Annotated in this window: 19 protein-coding genes; 8 read left to right on the forward strand and 11 right to left on the reverse strand. The window is 65.3% G+C overall.

Going from position 1 to position 16,605, the window contains the following annotated elements:
* Nucleotides 1-72 precede the first annotated feature (72 nt).
* Both rpsG and rpsL read right to left on the reverse strand, forming a co-directional pair.
* A complete protein-coding gene (gene rpsG, locus EOD43_RS21495; RefSeq protein WP_127746304.1) occupies nt 73-543 on the reverse strand; it encodes a 30S ribosomal protein S7 in 471 nt (156 codons plus the stop codon).
* A gap of 13 nt (nt 544-556) precedes the next feature.
* Complete coding sequence (gene rpsL, locus EOD43_RS21500) at nt 557-928, reverse strand: 30S ribosomal protein S12 (RefSeq protein WP_011952201.1); 372 nt, start codon at nt 926-928, stop codon at nt 557-559.
* A gap of 271 nt (nt 929-1,199) precedes the next feature.
* Here rpsL and EOD43_RS21505 point away from each other — a divergent pair, with 271 nt between their 5' ends.
* The gene (locus tag EOD43_RS21505; RefSeq protein ID WP_127746307.1) at nt 1,200-1,541 is read left to right on the forward strand and encodes a lysozyme inhibitor LprI family protein; all 342 of its coding nucleotides are present in this window, start codon (nt 1,200-1,202) and stop codon (nt 1,539-1,541) included.
* Between the two features lies 1 nt (nt 1,542).
* Here EOD43_RS21505 and cutA read toward each other — a convergent pair whose 3' ends face one another.
* The 3 genes from cutA to EOD43_RS21520 form a co-directional block, all read right to left on the reverse strand.
* Nucleotides 1,543-1,857 (reverse strand): divalent-cation tolerance protein CutA, encoded by a 315-nt coding sequence (cutA, locus tag EOD43_RS21510; RefSeq protein WP_127746310.1) that lies wholly within the window; start codon nt 1,855-1,857, stop codon nt 1,543-1,545.
* Nucleotides 1,854-3,155 (reverse strand): Xaa-Pro dipeptidase, encoded by a 1,302-nt coding sequence (locus EOD43_RS21515; protein WP_127746314.1) that lies wholly within the window; start codon nt 3,153-3,155, stop codon nt 1,854-1,856. Before EOD43_RS21515 ends, cutA begins: the two co-directional genes overlap by 4 nt.
* A gap of 66 nt (nt 3,156-3,221) precedes the next feature.
* Nucleotides 3,222-4,157, reverse strand: a complete 936-nt coding sequence (locus tag EOD43_RS21520) for a cation diffusion facilitator family transporter (RefSeq protein ID WP_127746317.1) — start codon at nt 4,155-4,157, stop codon at nt 3,222-3,224.
* Between the two features lie 203 nt (nt 4,158-4,360).
* On the opposite strand from EOD43_RS21520, the gene EOD43_RS21525 reads away from it, so the two are divergent.
* From EOD43_RS21525 to EOD43_RS21545, 5 genes are all read left to right on the forward strand, one after another.
* Nucleotides 4,361-5,641, forward strand: coding sequence for a L,D-transpeptidase family protein (locus EOD43_RS21525; RefSeq protein WP_127746320.1), 1,281 nt, complete (start codon nt 4,361-4,363; stop codon nt 5,639-5,641).
* A 190-nt stretch (nt 5,642-5,831) separates the two neighbouring features.
* Nucleotides 5,832-6,488, forward strand: a complete 657-nt coding sequence (locus EOD43_RS21530) for a murein L,D-transpeptidase catalytic domain family protein (RefSeq protein ID WP_240653451.1) — start codon at nt 5,832-5,834, stop codon at nt 6,486-6,488.
* A 102-nt stretch (nt 6,489-6,590) separates the two neighbouring features.
* A complete protein-coding gene (locus EOD43_RS21535; protein WP_240653453.1) occupies nt 6,591-7,562 on the forward strand; it encodes a D-alanyl-D-alanine carboxypeptidase family protein in 972 nt (323 codons plus the stop codon).
* A gap of 92 nt (nt 7,563-7,654) precedes the next feature.
* Nucleotides 7,655-7,930: a hypothetical protein gene (locus EOD43_RS21540; protein ID WP_127746327.1), complete on the forward strand. Its 276-nt coding sequence runs from the start codon at nt 7,655-7,657 to the stop codon at nt 7,928-7,930.
* A gap of 139 nt (nt 7,931-8,069) precedes the next feature.
* Nucleotides 8,070-9,029 (forward strand): NAD-dependent epimerase/dehydratase family protein, encoded by a 960-nt coding sequence (locus EOD43_RS21545; protein ID WP_127746330.1) that lies wholly within the window; start codon nt 8,070-8,072, stop codon nt 9,027-9,029.
* Here the strand turns inward: EOD43_RS21545 and EOD43_RS21550 are convergent.
* The 4 genes from EOD43_RS21550 to EOD43_RS21565 all read right to left on the reverse strand — a co-directional run bounded on the left by EOD43_RS21550 (nt 9,013) and on the right by EOD43_RS21565 (nt 12,606).
* Nucleotides 9,013-9,213, reverse strand: coding sequence for a hypothetical protein (locus tag EOD43_RS21550; protein WP_127746332.1), 201 nt, complete (start codon nt 9,211-9,213; stop codon nt 9,013-9,015). The two genes, EOD43_RS21545 and EOD43_RS21550, sit on opposite strands and share 17 nt — an antisense overlap.
* A gap of 112 nt (nt 9,214-9,325) precedes the next feature.
* A complete protein-coding gene (gene lpdA, locus EOD43_RS21555) occupies nt 9,326-10,723 on the reverse strand; it encodes a dihydrolipoyl dehydrogenase (RefSeq protein WP_127746334.1) in 1,398 nt (465 codons plus the stop codon).
* Nucleotides 10,724-10,727: 4 nt separating this feature from the next.
* Nucleotides 10,728-11,141 (reverse strand): acyl-CoA thioesterase, encoded by a 414-nt coding sequence (locus tag EOD43_RS21560; RefSeq protein ID WP_127746337.1) that lies wholly within the window; start codon nt 11,139-11,141, stop codon nt 10,728-10,730.
* Between the two features lie 160 nt (nt 11,142-11,301).
* Nucleotides 11,302-12,606 (reverse strand): pyruvate dehydrogenase complex dihydrolipoamide acetyltransferase, encoded by a 1,305-nt coding sequence (locus EOD43_RS21565; protein ID WP_127746339.1) that lies wholly within the window; start codon nt 12,604-12,606, stop codon nt 11,302-11,304.
* A 141-nt stretch (nt 12,607-12,747) separates the two neighbouring features.
* Here EOD43_RS21565 and EOD43_RS21570 point away from each other — a divergent pair, with 141 nt between their 5' ends.
* Nucleotides 12,748-13,203, forward strand: a complete 456-nt coding sequence (locus tag EOD43_RS21570; protein WP_127746342.1) for a universal stress protein — start codon at nt 12,748-12,750, stop codon at nt 13,201-13,203.
* Nucleotides 13,204-13,330: 127 nt separating this feature from the next.
* Nucleotides 13,331-14,635, forward strand: coding sequence for a M28 family peptidase (locus EOD43_RS21575; RefSeq protein ID WP_127746344.1), 1,305 nt, complete (start codon nt 13,331-13,333; stop codon nt 14,633-14,635).
* Nucleotides 14,636-14,712: 77 nt separating this feature from the next.
* On the opposite strand, the gene EOD43_RS21580 is transcribed toward EOD43_RS21575, so the two are convergent.
* Both EOD43_RS21580 and EOD43_RS21585 read right to left on the reverse strand, forming a co-directional pair.
* Nucleotides 14,713-15,531, reverse strand: coding sequence for an SDR family NAD(P)-dependent oxidoreductase (locus EOD43_RS21580; protein WP_127746347.1), 819 nt, complete (start codon nt 15,529-15,531; stop codon nt 14,713-14,715).
* A 113-nt stretch (nt 15,532-15,644) separates the two neighbouring features.
* Nucleotides 15,645-16,517, reverse strand: coding sequence for an SDR family oxidoreductase (locus EOD43_RS21585; RefSeq protein ID WP_127746349.1), 873 nt, complete (start codon nt 16,515-16,517; stop codon nt 15,645-15,647).
* Between the last annotated feature and the right edge of the window lie 88 nt (nt 16,518-16,605).

Consider the following 16,605-nt stretch of genomic DNA (forward strand, 5'->3'; position numbering starts at 1 on the left):
ATATAGGACGGTTTGTTACCGGTAAAAGACTTACCGGCCCCGTCGTTGCCGACGGAGCCGATCAGTCTGCTTTTACCAGCGGTAGTGCGAGAAGGCGCGGTTCGCTTCCGCCATGCGGTGCGTGTCTTCGCGCTTCTTGACCGCGTTGCCGCGATTGTTCGCGGCGTCGAGCAGTTCGCCCGACAGACGCGCCGACATCGTGGTCTCGCTGCGCGCACGCGCGGCCGAGATCAGCCAGCGGATCGCCAGCGCCTGCGAACGGTCAGGACGGACTTCGACCGGGACCTGGTAGGTCGCACCGCCGACGCGGCGGCTGCGGACTTCGATGCCCGGACGGATGTTGTTGAGAGCGTCATGGAACACGCCGATCGGATCGCGCTTCGCGCGGGTCTCGACGGTTTCGAGCGCGGAATAGACGATGCCTTCGGCGATCGACTTCTTCCCGTCGAGCATGACGGAGTTCATGAACTTGGAAAGGATGACATCTCCGAACTTGGGGTCCGGCAGGATCTCACGCTTTTCTGGACGACGACGACGAGCCATTTCAAACTACCTCTTACTTAGGACGCTTGGCGCCGTACTTCGAACGGCTCTGCTTGCGATCCTTGACACCCTGCGTATCGAGCACGCCGCGAAGGACGTGATAGCGCACGCCCGGAAGGTCGCGCACACGGCCGCCGCGGATCAGGACCACCGAGTGCTCCTGAAGGTTGTGGCCTTCGCCGGGGATGTAGCTGATGACTTCGCGGCTGTTGGTCAGACGGACCTTGGCCACCTTACGAAGCGCCGAGTTCGGCTTCTTCGGGGTCGTCGTGTAGACGCGGGTGCAAACACCACGCTTCTGCGGATTCTTTTCCATCGCAGGGACCTTCGACTTGGCCTTCTGCGGTTCGCGACCCTTGCGGATCAGCTGGTTGATCGTTGGCATGAAGCCCTTCACCTCTTTCAGAGTGTTACTTTACCAATGCCCAACTTGCCTCCCGTCGATCAGGCCGATGGCCGGAAACGACGAAAATGCACGAAAGCCCCGGCGACCTTGCGATCTCCCGAACCTTCCCACGCATCAGCAATGTTCAAGCTCAGCCCTGAACACGGCGAACCGGCCCAGAGCAGGGCGCGCCTATAGGTGAGGAGTCGCGACGGGTCAACCGAGTCGCCCGCGGGCGGAACGGGGATACGGGCCGGGCCGTTCTAAGACGATGTTACGCCCCCTCTCCTTCCTCGCCCTCGCCGCCGTCGCGACCTCCGCATCGGCCGCGAGCTTCGATTGCGCCCGCGCACGCTCGCCCGATGAAAAGGCGGTCTGCGCCAGCCGTGCGCTCAACGACGCCGACGTGAAGATGGCAACGCTCTACGCGCTCGACCTGCGCTTCGTGCCGATGGGCGGACGCGATCATCTGCACGACGAACAGCGGGCTTTCCTTACCGCGCGCAAGGCCTGCACCACGGACCGAGCATGCCTCGGCCGGCTCTACACCCGACGGATCGCGACGCTGCAGGCGATCATCGACACCCGCGTTTATCCGCACGGGCCGTTCTAGATCAGTCGGTTTCGTCCCGGATCCAGCCGAGATAGTCGGCCGATCCGGTGCTGACCGGCACGACAACGACCTCGGGCACTTCATAGCTGTGGAGAGCGCGGATGCGCGCCTCGACTGCCGGCGCCAAGCCCGAGCGGGTCTTGATGTGGAGCAGCACCTCCGCCGCGCGTTCGACCGCGCCGTGCCAGCGGTAGATGCTCGTCACCGGCTGCATCTGCACGCACGCGGCCAGGCGTTCGGCGACAAGCGCCTCGGCGATGCGTTCCGCCTCGCCCGCCGAGCCGCAGCTCGTGAAGATGATGACCGCCTGCGTCAATCAGTGTCAGCCATAATGTGGCTCACGATCTCGCCGCCCTTGATCACCGCGACCGGATGTTCGAGCAGGCGCACGTCCTTCGACGGATCGCCCGCGACCGCGACGATATCGCCATAGTGGCCAGGCTCGAGCGAACCGACGTCGCCGGGCTTGCCGAGCGCCTTTGCTGCCTCGCTGGTCGCGGCGCGGATCGCCTCGGTCGGGGTCATGCCCCATTCGACCATCTTGGCGAACTGGAGCGCATTCTGCCCCGCCGGGAAGACCCCGGCATTGTCGGTGCCGAACACCATCTTCACGCCCGCCTTCCACGCATCGCGGAAGGTCTCGCGCTGCTTGCGGCCGATCGCGCGCTCCTTGTCGAGCGACGCCTTGGACAGGCCGTTCTTCTCGCCTTCCGACAGGATGTAGTCGTCGTCGTATATATCCATCGAGAACCAGGCGCCCGATGCCTTGGCCAACTTGAAGCTCTCCGCATCGGCCAGGCTGGCATGTTCGATCGTGTCCGCGCCCGCGCGCAGGGCATCGTTGATGCCGCTGGTTCCGTGCGCGTGAACCGCGACCTTCATGCCCAGTGCGTGCGCGGCCTCGACCAGCGCCTTCATCTCGTCGAGCGTATATTGCTGCGCGCCGACCGCATCGGTGCGCGAAAGGACGCCGCCGGTGCCGCAGAACTTGATCACCTCCGCGCCATATTTGCGCATCCAGCGGACCTTGGCGCGCAGAGCCTCGGCGCCGTCGGCGACCGCCGGATTGTCGATCTTCGAAAAGCTTTCGGGCAGGCCTTCGGTCCCGTCGCAATGGCCGCCGGTCGCGCCGATCGCATAGCCCGAAGGAACGATGCGCGGGCCGGTTATATAGCCGTCGTCGATCCCCTGCTTGAGGCCCACATCGGCGAAGTCGGCGCTGCCGACGTTGCGAACCGTGGTGAAGCCCGCCTGCAGGATCTTCTGCACGTTGTGGACACCCACCGTCATCCAAAAGGCGTCGCTATGTTCCAGCGCCGATTGCATGTCGATCGTCGGATCGCCGGTGACGTGGACGTGCATGTCGATCAGGCCGGGCAGGATCGTCACGTCGCCCAGATCGATCCGCGTCGCGCCTTCGGGGATCGCGATGCGCATATTGTTGCCGGTCGCCAATGCCACCACGCGGCCATCGGTGATGACCACGATCGGTGCGTCGAGCGTCTTGCCGCTGGCAGGGTCGAACAGATGGGCAGCGGTAACGACGGACGACGCGGCGAAAGCCGGCATAGCAAAGGCACAGGCCGCAACGGCGGCCAGCAGGCGAAAGCGCATGAAATCCCCTTTTTGTTGGGGACAGCAGATCATCAGGCGTGACGCCAAGTCAACCCTTGGACGGGGTCAGCCCTTCGGCTTCGGCACCGGTCTGGCCTGCGGCTTTATGTAGATCGCGCGGATCGCGGGCCAGCGGGCGCGCAGTTCGGCCTCCGCCTCGGCGATCATCGCCTCGATCCGGCCGACCGGCACATGATCCTCGAAATCGACCGAGAGGCCGAGGAAGATATTGTCGGGGCCGATATGGATCGTCGTCACCTCGTTGACGCCGGTGACTTCGGGGCGCCCGGCGATCGCCTGCGCGACCGCCGCGACCATATCCGGATCGGCCGTCTCACCGATCAGCAGATCCTTCGACTCCCGCGCCAGCACGAAAGCGACCGTAGCCAGCGCCATGCCGATCACCACCGATGCGACACCGTCATAGCGCGCGTCGCCCGTCACCAGACTGGCGGTGATGCCCAGCCCCGCGACCACGAGGCCGAACATCGCAGCCGAATCCTCGAACAAGACGATAAAGCTGGGCGGGTCCTTCGATCGGACGACCGCCTGCCACCATCCCTGTTCGCCCCGCGCGCGATCGAACTCGCGCATCGCGATCCACCAGCTTCCGCCTTCGAGCAGGATCGAGAAAGCGAGCACCACATAGTTGACCGCCGGCGAACGGATCGGCTCCGGCTTCAGGATATGGAGCACGCCTTCGTAGATCGACAGGCCCGCGCCCGTCGCGAAGATCAGGATCGCGACGACGAAGCTCCAGAAATAAAGCTCGCGCCCATAGCCGAGCGGATGGAGATCGTCGGGCGGGCGCAGCGACCTTTTCTGCCCGTAGAGCAGCAATATCTGGTTAAGGCTGTCGACGACCGAGTGAAAACCTTCGGTCAGCATCGCCGACGATCCGGTGATCGACGCCGCCACGAACTTCGCGACAGCGATGCCGAGATTGGCGCTGAGCGCCGCATAGAGGGTCAGCTTGCTACCGTGGGGTGCGTCGCCGCTCATGCACATCCTCTCGCCATCGCGCGGCCCCTTTTAGCGGCGGAGCGGCCGCGCGGAAGCGGCCGGCGAAAAGTTTTCGACGGCGCTGCTTTTCAATTGCGCAGGCGCAAAAATGTTCCTAAGCAGCCATCATCTATATTTGCGCACTGATTTGGATCAGTTGGCGCATATGCACGTTATCGGCGGACCGGTTCAGGAGGTTCGCCATGTTTCGTGTTGCTTTCCGAAATAGCGCATCGCCCGCGACGTCCCCCACAAATGCGTGGGCCGAGCGCCGCAAGCGCCAGATGCGCACCACCCGCCTTATCGCCGCCCTGCCCGTCGTCGCGCTGGTCGCGGTACTGCGCGGCAACGCCCCCGCGCAGGCCGAGGCTCGCCCCTCCCCCGACGCGATCGAGATGGCGCAGCCTGCGGCCGTCGAAGGCCGCTGGTCGGTGAGCGACGCGAAGGATCTGCTCAAGGCGATCGAGGCGTCGGCCGCCGAGGGGCTCGACCCCGCCGACTATTCGGTCGACGCGCTGCGCAGCGCGATCGCGACCGGGCAGAAGGGCGACGCGCTCGATCAGCTCGCCAATGGCGCCGCCATCCGCCTCGCGCACGATTATGCCGACGGGCGGATCGACGACAAGGCGGCGTTCGATTGGCATATCGCGCCGCAAATGGACCTGAACGCGCTGACGATCGGGCTCAACGAAGCGCTCGAAAAGGGCAAGGTCGACAAGTGGCTCAAGGAGCTGCTGCCCGATAACCACCAATATCGCGCGCTCAAGGCCGCTTATGCCGAGACCGATCCGGCCGACAGCGCGACGCGCGCGCAGCTGGCCGCGAACATGGAACGCTGGCGCTGGATGCCGCGCGACCTGGGCGATCGCTATATCTACGTCAACGTACCGACCTATCAGCTCCAGGTGATGGAGGATGGGCGCGAGGCGGCGACCTATAATGTCGTGGTCGGCGCACCCAAGACGCCGACGCCGCAGCTGCTGCTCCACGCGTCGTCGGTTGTTGCCAATCCCAGCTGGACGGTGCCGCAGAGCATCATCGACAAGGGCGAGATCGGCCGCGGCGTCGCCGCCTATCGCCGCCCCGACGGCAGCATCGGCTATCGCCAGCCGCCCGGCCCGCGCAACGCGCTGGGCCAGATCAAGATCGACATGCCCAATCCTTATGCGATCTACCTGCACGACACGCCGACCAAATCCGCGTTCGAGCGCGACAAGCGCGCGCTGAGCCACGGCTGTATCCGCGTGCAGAATATCAGCGAACTGGCGTCATCGCTGGAAGGCGGTACCGGCCAGCTCGACGAGGCGCTGGCACAGCCCAAGACCAAGGTGCTGCAGCTGCAGAAGTCGATGCCGGTCTATATCGTCTATTTCACCGCGCAGGCCGATGCGAGCGGCACGATCCGCTATCTCGACGACCCTTATGGTCGCGACACGAAGCTCAGCGCGCGGCTCAACCCGCACATGCAGATGGCGTCGAATTGACCCGGTATCCCGCCCTTCCCTCTTAATTGACGGAAGGGCGGGAAATTCGACCAAAGCCTAAAAGCGCCGACGAACCGTGTGATGTTTGAGGCGAAAGCCCCGAAATCCGGGGAACAAACGTCCACTCGTTGATCGAAATCGTTAACCATCCCTGATAAAACGTCTTCATTAGTAAGCGTAATCAGAGCGGGTGGGTTTCTTGACCGATTTGATCGACACGCCGGTTAGCCGGCGCGGACTGCTGAGTGCTGGCATGAGCGCCGGGCTCGTCGGGGGAATGGCGATGATGGGGACGGGCGAAGCCGTCGCCGGCATCATCGGCAGGCCGACGCTGCGCCCCGAAGTGCGCACCCGGGCGCTGGCCGCGATGAGCCGCCACATCGGCAAGATCAAGTGCCGCGACGTTATCGGCATCTGCGATTTCGACGAAGCATCGTCGACCCCGCGCTTCCACCTCCTCGACGTCACGTCCGGCAAGCTCGAAAGCCTGCTGGTCGCGCATGGCCGCGGATCGGACCCGGCGCACACCGGCTGGCTCAAGCAATTTTCGAATGCACCGGGATCGGCCGCCTCGTCGCAGGGCGCCTTCGTCACCGCGGAAGAATATTCGGGCAATCACGGCCGTTCGCGCCGGATCGACGGCCTCGATCCGACCAACAGCAACGCTCGCGCCCGCGCCGTCGTGATCCACGGCGCCTGGTATGCCGAAAAGCAGATGATCGCGCAGCACGGCAAACTGGGCCGTTCGGAAGGCTGCTTCGCCTTCGGCGCTAGCGACCTCAGCTATGTCATGCAGCGCCTTGGCCCCGGCCGGCTGATCTATGCCGACAAGGTCGACCGTGCCTGAAATGAGTCCAGCCGTTTGATCCGGGGCAAGACAGCGGCTGTTGCGCGTGCAGAAAAGCGCGTAGATTCAATCGCATCTGGTCGATAACAAAGGGGACTGGATGTGGCGAACCGGCTCACGACATCCTGCGCACTGGCCCTGACTTTCGCGGCCGCGCTGCTTCCGACGACATTCGCCGTGGTGGCGACACCCGCCGGCGCGGCAAGCCCGCTCGGCCCCGCGCGCTTCGCGACGGTGCTGATGGACGCCGACAGCGGTGAGGTTCTTTACGAAGAACAGCCGACCGCGATCCGCCACCCCGCATCGATCACCAAGGTGATGACGCTCTATCTCGCGTTCAACGCGCTCGACGCGGGCACGCTGAAAATGGACGATCGCGTTCCGATTTCGTGGCACGCCGCCAGCCAGGCGCCGTCGAAGCTCGGCCTGCGCGCCGGCCAGACGATCAGCGTTTCGGACGCGATCGGCGTGGTCGCGGTCAAATCCGCCAACGATATCGCCGTCGCGCTGGCCGAAAAGATCGGCGGCAGCGAGAGCAATTTCGCGCGGATGATGAACCAGCAGGCGCGCGCTCTGGGCATGCGCCAAACCAATTTCGTGAACGCCAGCGGCCTGCCCGATCCGGCGCATTTCACATCGGCGCGCGACATCGCGACGCTTTCGGCCGCGCTGCTGCGCAACCACCGCCAATATTACGGCAATTTCAGCGCGCTCAGCTACAGCTACGGCAAGCTGCGCATGGCGAACCACAACCATCTGCTCGGCAATTATGTCGGGCTGGACGGGATCAAGACGGGCTTCACCGTCGACAGCGGCTTCACGCTGACGGCTTCGGCCGAACGCGGCGGGCACCGGCTGATCGCGGTGGTGCTGGGTGCGCCGACCGGCTGGTCGCGCGATCGCGACATCACCCGCCTGCTCGACAGCGGGTTCACCGCGCTACAGATCCGCGCGCAGGGCGGACAGCCCGACATGACCGCCCTGCTCGCCTCGTCGGGCTTCGCGCTCAACCGGTCCGAACGGCCGATCCCGGCGATGATGCTCAATCCCGTCCAGCAGGGCGATGCGGATTAACGCCACCTGACAACCGCGTTCAGCGCGGATTCGAGCGACTCACGCCATTCTCCACCCTGCCCGAGTCACCGGGTGGAGAAAGGATGTTCGACATGAAGATCGCTCATATGCTCACCGCCGTCGGCATCGCCATCGCGTCGCTCGGCGTCACCGCGACCCCGGCCCAGGCGCATGACGGCTGGCACGATGTTCGCCACGATCGCGACTGGCGCGATAATCGCCGCTGGGACAATCGCCGCGACTGGCGCAACGACCGCCGCTGGCATGACAATCGCCGCTGGCGCGACGGCCGTGGCTGGTACGGCAACCACCGCAACCGCTGCTGGACCGAATGGCGCCGTGGCCATCGCGTCCGCGTCTGCCGCTAAGCCATAATTCGTCATCCCGGCGGAGGCCGGGATCTCAGGAGTTCTTTGCGACCAACTTCGCCCATATCTCCTGAGACCCCGGCCTCCGCCGGGGCGACGGCTATTTTCACGCGCATGGCCTTCGCTTAAACGCGCGGCCATGCGCGTGCTTCTGACAGGATCGAGCGGCTGGCTGGGCCGCTATCTCGCCCCGCTGCTCCGACAGGCGGGGCATGACTGTATCGGGCTGGATGTCGTCGCAGGCGTCGATACCGACATCGTCGGCACCGTCGTCGATCGCGCCTTGATCGACCGCATCTTCGCCGATCGCGGGATCGAGGCGGTCATTCACGGCGGCGCGCTGCACAAGCCCGATATCGCGCGCTATTCCGCGCAAGCCTTCATCGACACCAACGTCACCGGCACGCTCAACCTGCTCGAAGCTGCAGCGCAGGCGGGGCATGATCGCTTCGTCTTCACGTCCACCACATCGCTGATGATCAGCCAGGCGATCCGCGACGAGGATGGCGACCGCGCCGTATGGCTGACCGAGGAGACCGGCCCGCTCGCCCCGCGCAACATCTACGGCGTCACCAAGCTGGCGGCCGAAGGGCTGTGCCGGCTCTACAGCGCCGATCACGGCCTGAACGCGATCGTCCTGCGCACCGGGCGCTTCTTCCCCGAGGAGGACGATACGCATCGCGCGCTTTCCGGCGAGAATATGAAGGCGAACGAATTTCTGAACCGGCGCCTGACCGTGGAGGATGCCGCCGCCGCGCACCTCGCCGCGCTCGAACGCGCGCCGGAGGTCGGCCACGACATCTTCATCGTCTCGGCCGCGACGCCGTTCGGCCCGCATGAGGCGGCCGAGTTGAAGGCCGACGCGCCGACGGTGATCGCGCGCCACTTCCCCGATGCGACGGCGCTCTATGCGGCGCGCGACTGGTCGCTGCCGCGAAGCATCGGGCGCGTCTATGACGCCGGGCATATGGAGCGCCGGCTGGGCTATCGCTGCGCGACCGATTTCGCCGCAGTGCTCGCGGCGATGCGCGACGGCACCGAAATGCCCTTCGCACACGACGCCGATTATGTGTCGCCGATGATCAGCCGAGCGAGTTGAGGACAACCGCCTCGACGAGGCGCTCAGGCGTCGGAAGCAGCTTGCCCAGACCGGGCGCCGGTTCCTCCTCCTGAACCGCGACATCGTCATCGAGGGTCGCGCGGTGCCATTGCAGCAATGCGAAGCAACCGATCCAGAACAGCGAGGCGAGCAACAGCCCCGGCACCATCTTCCTGATACTCAAAACGCTTCCTTAGACCCCGAGTGGAGCGACCCCATCGGAGAGGGCGACCAGCGGGCCGCCAAGACAATCGCGCTTCGCCGAACGCACGACGGCGTTCGACGAAGCGCATGGATCAGATATGCAGCGGGCGCCCATAGGCCGACAGCACCGCTTCATGCATCGTCTCGCTGATCGTCGGGTGCGGGAAGATCGTGCCCATCAGCTCGGCCTCGGTGGTCTCGAGCGTCTTGCCGATCACATAGCCCTGGATCAGTTCGGTCACTTCGGCGCCGACCATGTGCGCGCCCAGCAGCTCGCCGGTCTTGGCGTCGAACACCGTCTTGATGAAGCCTTCCGGCTCGCCCAGCGCGATCGCCTTGCCATTGCCGATGAAGGGGAATTTGCCGACCTTCAGCTCGTAGCCCGCTTCCTTGGCCTTCGCCTCGGTCAGGCCCACGCTGGCAATCTGCGGGTGGCAATAGGTGCAGCCCGGAATGTTGTTGCGATCCATCGCGTGGGGATGCTGGCCGGCCAGATGCTCGACCGCGATCACCGCCTCGTGCATCGCCTTGTGCGCCAGCCACGGGCCCGCGACCACGTCGCCGATCGCATAGATGCCCGGCACGTTGGTGCGGCCATATTCGTCGGTCTTGATGTGGTAACGCTGATCGGGTTCGACGCCGACCGTCTCCAGCCCGATATTCTCGACATTCGGCACGATGCCGACCGCGACGATGACGTGGCTAAACTCTTCGGTCGTGACCTTGCCGTCGGGATCCTTGATCTCGGCCTTGATGCCCTTGGCAGTCTTTTCGATCTTCTGGACGCCGGTCTTGGTGCGGATCTTCATGCCCTGCTTGGTCAGCGCCTTGGTCATGAAGGCGCTCACTTCCTCATCCTCCACCGGCACGATCCGGTCGAGCATTTCAACGATGGTCACCTCGGCGCCCATATCGTTGTAGAAGCTGGCGAACTCGACCCCGATCGCGCCCGAACCGATGACGAGCAGCTTGGTCGGCATCTCCTTGGGCGTCATCGCGTGGCGATAGGTCCAGATCCTGTCGCCGTCCGCCTTGGCGAAGGGCAGTTCGCGGGCGCGGGCGCCGGTGGCGATGATGATGTTCTTCGCGCTGATCTCGGTCGTCGCGCCGTCCTTGGTCACCGCGATCTTGTCCTTGGCGACCAGCTTGCCGTCACCGAAATGGACTGTGATCTTGTGCTTCTTCATCAGGCCGGTAACGCCCTGATTGAGCTGTTTGGCGACGCCGCGCGAGCGCGCGATCACCTTCGCCAGATCGAAATCGGGCTTGCCCGCCGACAGGCCGAAGCTGTCGGCATGCTTCATATAATGATAGATTTCGGACGACCGCAGCAGCGCCTTGGTGGGGATGCAGCCCCAGTTGAGGCAGATGCCGCCGAGCAGTTCGCGCTCGACGATCGCGGTCTTGAGGCCAAGCTGCGCGGCGCGGATCGCGGCCACATAGCCGCCGGGGCCGGAGCCGAGAACGATCAGATCATAGCTGTCAGCCACTGGGTCAGACTCCCTTGGGTGTATTCGATAGGTCTTGTTCGATGACGCGGGGCCGCCCGTCGTCACCGATCGCGACGAAAGTGAAGACGGCGTGGGTGACCTTGTCGGTCTCCTCGCCATTGCGGATGCGGCGCCAAGCGGCGACCTCGATCTTCATCGACGTGCGCCCGACATGGATCATATCGGCATAGACCGAAACGACCTCACCGATCTTAACCGGCCGGTGAAAGGTCATCCCGTCGACTGCGATCGTGACCGCGCGTCCACGCGAATAGCGGGCCGCAACGACGCCGGCCGCCTGGTCCATCAGGCCAAGCAGCCAGCCGCCGAAGATATCGCCATACGCATTGGTATCCGCCGGCATCGCGACCACGCGGATCGCGGGTTCGCCGGTGGGTGGAAGCTCGCCGCCACTCATAATCCCTCTCCCTGCAGGGGAGAGGGAGGGAGCCGCGTAGCGGCGGAAGGGTGAGGGCACGAGGAGACTTGGCGAAGCGCGAGAGCGGAACGTGCCCTCACCGCTCCCACCGCTACGCGGCGGGCCCCTCCCCTCTCCCCTGCAGGGAGAGGGTGTGCGATCACGCCAGCATCCCCAGCGGGTTTTCGACGAGGCGCTTGAACGCGGCCATCAACTCGGCACCGACAGCACCGTCGATCGCGCGGTGATCGAAGCTGCCGGTCACCGTCATGATCGTCGCCACGGTCAGTTCGTCGCCCACGACATGCGGACGCTTCTCGCCCGAACCGACAGCCATGATCATCGCCTGCGGCGGGTTGATCACCGCGGTGAAGTGCTTGATGCCGAACATGCCCATGTTCGAGATCGAGGCGGTGCCGCCCTGATATTCGTTCGGGGCAAGCTTGCCGTCCTTCGCGCGGGCGGCGAGATCCTTCGCCTCGGTCGCGATCGCCGACAGGCTCTTGGTGTCGGCGCCGGTGACGATCGGGGTGATCAGGCCACCCGGGATCGCGACCGCGATCGAGATGTCGGCGCGCTTATATTTGATCAGCGTGTCGCCCGCGAAGCTGACGTTGCAGTCGGGCACTTCCATCAGCGCGATCGCCAGCGCCTTGATCAGCATGTCGTTGACCGACAGCTTCACGCCGCGCGATTCGAGCGATTTGTTGAGTTCGCCGCGCAGCTTGAGCAGCGGATCGAGGACGATATCGACCGTCAGGTAGATATGTGGGCTCTGCTGCATCGATTCGGTCAGGCGGCGCGCGATCGTCTTGCGCATGCCCGACAGCTTGATCTCTTCGTGCGGGATATCCGGATTGCCGGCGCCCGATGCGGCCGGAGCCGGAGCAGACTTGGCGGCAGGAGCCGCAACAGCCTCGGCGGCCTTAGGCGCTTCGGCGGGCTTGGCGACGCCCTTAGGCGCGCCGTCGAGATCGGCCTTCACGATGCGGCCGTTCGGGCCGGAGCCGCTGACCTGCGCGAGATCGATCCCGGCATCGGCTGCGAGGCGGCGGGCGAGCGGGCTGGCCTTCACGCGATCGCCAGAAGAAGCGGCGGGCGCCGGAGCCGGCTTGGCTTCGGCCTTGGGTTCCTCAGCCTTCGGCGCTTCCGCCTTGGGAGCCTCTTCCTTCGGAGCCTCTTCCTTCTTCGGCTCGGCCTTGGGTGCTGGGGCATCGCCCTCATCCTCACCCTTGATGATCGCGATCACCGCACCGACCTTCACGCCCTCGGTGCCTTCGGCGACGACGATCTGGGCGACCGTACCTTCATCGACGGCCTCGAACTCCATCGTGGCCTTGTCGGTCTCGATTTCGGCCAGGAGGTCGCCCGACTTGACGACGTCCCCCTCCTTCACGAGCCATTTGGACAGGGTGCCTTCCTCCATCGTGGGGGAAAGCGCGGGCATTTTCAGTTCGATCGGCATGAATGGACCTCGGCGTAGGGGACGCTCAGGAATGCGGGCTTCATTTCCGTGCTGGCCCACGGAAGGTCAAGTGCTCGACTTGCACATCCGTCATGTTTGCGCCAGCCTTGATGCGAAAATTCGCGAGAGGGCAGCGGGGCAATGCGGACATATCTGGTCGTCATCGACGACAGCGACGAGGCGCGCGTAGCCTTGCGATTCGCCGCGCGACGCGCCGCCAAGACGGCGGGTGCGGTGGAGATTCTTGCGCTCGTCGACCAGCCCGAATTCGTTCAGTGGGGTGCCGTCCAGCAGGCGATGGAGGAGGAAGCGCGGCTTCGCGCCGAGGCTCTGGTCGCGCAGGCGGCAGGCGCGCTGATCGAGGAAACCGGCCTGCGCCCGTCGATCACGGTGCGGCAGGGCGACGGGGTCGCGGTGGTCCGCGCGCTGCTGGAGGAACGGCCCGGCGTAGCAGCTCTGGTGCTGGGCGCGGCGGCTTCCGGATCGCCCGGCAAGCTGATCGCCCATTTTGCGGGCGCCGATGCGGGCAAGCTCCCCTGCCCCTTGATGATCATTCCGGGCTCGCTATCCGACGAAGCCCTCGACCACCTCAGCTGAGGTTTCCCCATCGCCGTTCGTGTCGAGCGACGTCGAGACACGTTGGCTGGGCGTGCGTGAACGTGTCTCGACTTCGCTCGACACGAACGGCAGTTTGGTGTCGCCCCTTTCATCGATGAGTTTCCACATGACGAAGATCGCTTTGGCCCTCGCCCTCCTCGCCACAGCTGCGCCTGCACTGGCCGCGCCCGAGGCGGCGAGCCCGAAGGAATTGCACGCGACGGTCGAAAAGCTGGTGAGCTTCGGCACGCGTCATACCCTGTCGACCACCACCGATCCCAAGCGCGGCATCGGTGCGGCGCGGACATGGGCGGCGAAGCGCTTCGGCGAGATTTCGAAGGCGTGCGGCGGATGCCTGACGGTCGAGCAGGTTGCCGACAAGTTCACCGGCCCGCGCGCGCCAAACGGCGTGGTCGTCGCCAATGTGCTCGCGATCCAGAAGGGATCGGAGGAGCCAAACCGGGTGATCATGATCGCCGGGCACATCGACAGCCGCGTCACCGACGTGATGAACTTCACGTCCGACGCGCCGGGCGCGAATGACGATGGTTCGGGCAGCGCGCTGGTGGTCGAGGCCGCACGCATATTGAGCAAGACGAAGCACAAGGCGACGATCGTCTATGCTTTGCTGTCGGGCGAGGAACAGGGGCTGTGGGGCGGCCAGTTGCTCGCGCGCACCGCGAAGGATCGCGGCTGGCAGGTGACCGCGATGCTCAACAACGACATCGTCGGCAACACCCACGGCACCGCCGGCACCCATATCGACGACAAGGTCCGCGTGTTCAGCGAGGGCATGCGATCGTCCGAAGATGCCGAGGCGGCCAAGCTGCGGCGCGGGATCGGCGGCGAGGATGACGGGCCGTCTCGCGCTCTCGCCAAATATGTCGACGGGGTCGCGACCCGGATCAAGGGGCTGGAGGTTCTCGCGATCCGCCGCCCCGATCGTTTCCAGCGCGGGGGCGACCACAGCCCGTCGCTCGACCTCGGCTATCCCGCGATCCGCTTTTCCGAAGCGACCGAAAATTATGATCGCGAGCATCAGGATCTGCGGACCGAGAATGGCCGCGTCTATGGCGACACGATCGACGCGATGGACTTTCCCTATCTGGCGCGCGTGACCGACATCAACGTCGCGACGATCGCCGCTCTCGCCAACGCGCCGGCCGCGCCGACCAATGCGACGATCACGGGCGCGCTGTCGAACGATACGACGGTGCGGTGGGATGCCGCCCCCGGTGCGGCGGGCTATCGCGTCTATTGGCGCCGCGCCGACGGGATGGATTGGACCGACCATCGCGACGTGAAGGGCGCGACCGAACTGTTCCTGAAGGACGTCAATATCGACGACACCTTCTTCGGCGTCTCGGCCTTCGCCGCCGATGGCAGCGAGAGCCTGATCAGCTTCTGCGCGGGCCAGCCCAGGAAGAATTAGAGCGACCGCTATAAAAACCACTCGTCATTGCGACCCCGGACTTGGTCCGGGGGAAGCAATGACGAATAGAGGCGAGGTTACAGCGCAGCCGCGCCGTCGACGATGACGATCTGTCCGCTGACGTAGGACGCCTGGTTCGACGCGAGATAGGCGAACAGATCCCCCGCCTCCTCCGGCGCCGCGGGGCGGCCCGAGCGCAGCCAGCCGGCAACCCGGTTCAGCAGGTTGCACATCATCTGTTCGGGCGTGGTGACATCGAGGCCAGCGCCCGGATCGGGCGGCATCATCGCCATGAACTGCTCCATCGTCGCGGGGATCACCACGCTGATGCCCACGCCGTTGCAGCGGATATTGTACGGCGCCTCTTCCGCCGCGATTTGGCGGATCAGCGCCTCGACCGCGCCCTTCGAGAAGGGCGAGATGCCGTCGAAATCGATGACGCGCTTGTTGGCGAAGGTGGTGCACAGCACGAAGCTACCCCCGCCCGCCTTGCGATAATGCGGCACGACGCGCTGGACGACGCGGAAGAAGGCGAGGCCGTCGCCCTTGAAGAAGGTTTCGACCTCCTCAGTCGTGAAGTCGGCGATGCGATTGAACGGCACCGGAGCGCCCGCCGGGATCAGGACACTGTGAAGGCGGCCTGCCTGTTCCTGCGCGAAGGCGATCGTCGCGTCGATCGACGCATCGCTTTCCATATCCATCTGCCGCGCCCAGACCTTCAGCCCTTCGGCGCGCAGTTCGGCCTCGAGCGCGTCGGCGGCCTCCTTGTTGCTGCGATAGGTGAAGATGGTCGGCACGTCGGTCTGCGCCATGCGCCGCACGACGCCCTGCCCGACACGCCCCGTGCCGCCGCAGACGAGCGCGCAGCCTTCGGGATACGTCAATGTAATCGCCATTCGCCTCTCCTCATGTCGGGTCGGCTGTCCCCGCCGATCCCCTGGACGCGATGGACGTTACATCCTGTCGCAGATTTGGAAAGCGCGGCGGCCGATTTCTCCGCCGCTCCGGATCACTCCGCCTTTGCCAGCATCGGGCGCATCGCCGGATCGATCGACGTCCGGATCGCCCCGATCACGCCGCCGTCGACCCGCAGGTCGCAACCGGTGATGAAGCTCGCGCCTTCGCTGCACAGGAACCACGCGGCCTCGGCAATGTCGGCCACGGTGCCCCAGCGTCCAGCAGGCGTCATCGCAAGCATTCCCGCCGCACTTGGGTCTTGAACCTCGCGAAGCCCCATCGGGGTGTGGATCAGCCCCGGCGAGATCGAAACGATTCGCGCGCCCTTCGCCGCCCATCGGCCGGCGCGGCGCTCAGCCATGTCGATCACGCGGCGTTTCGACACGCCATAGGCCATTGCCGACGCCCCGAAATCGCTCGTCCCCGGCGCGGCGATCTTCGGGCGCAGCCGATCGATCAGCGCGGGGTCGACCGGATCGGACAGCAAAGTATCGATCTCGATATTCGGCCCCATCAGATGGCCCGCGACCGACGCGATCAGCACCGTGACCGATCCGGGCGCCAGCGCGGGTTCGATCGCGCGGAGCAGCTTTTCGGTCGCGACCAGATTGACCCGGATGATGCGATCCCAGTCGGCAAGCTGCGGCGACAGGCCGGCGGCATGCAGCAGCGCGCCAAGCCCGCCCTCCCCGCCCAGCCCGGCGACGAGTTCGGCCAGCAATGTATCCTCCGCCAGATCGCCGGGCAGCGAGGCCGCGACGGTATAGCCTTCGCCACGCAGTTCCTCGGTCAGCATGCGCAGCTTGTCGGCGGCGACATCAGTAAGCACCAGATCCATCGTCGCGCCGAAGCGCCGCGCCAACGCGCGGCCCATGCCGCCGCTCGCCCCGGTGACGACCGCCTTGCGCCGAACTGGATTACCCACGCATCTTCTCCCCCTATCTCTATGCGGCACTACCACATTTGTGCGCCTCGGTAGCGCGGGACATCGTGTAACGGCAACGTTGAACAGG

The organism is Sphingomonas crocodyli, assembly GCF_004005865.1.
Taxonomy (GTDB): Bacteria; Pseudomonadota; Alphaproteobacteria; order Sphingomonadales; family Sphingomonadaceae; genus Rhizorhabdus; species Rhizorhabdus crocodyli.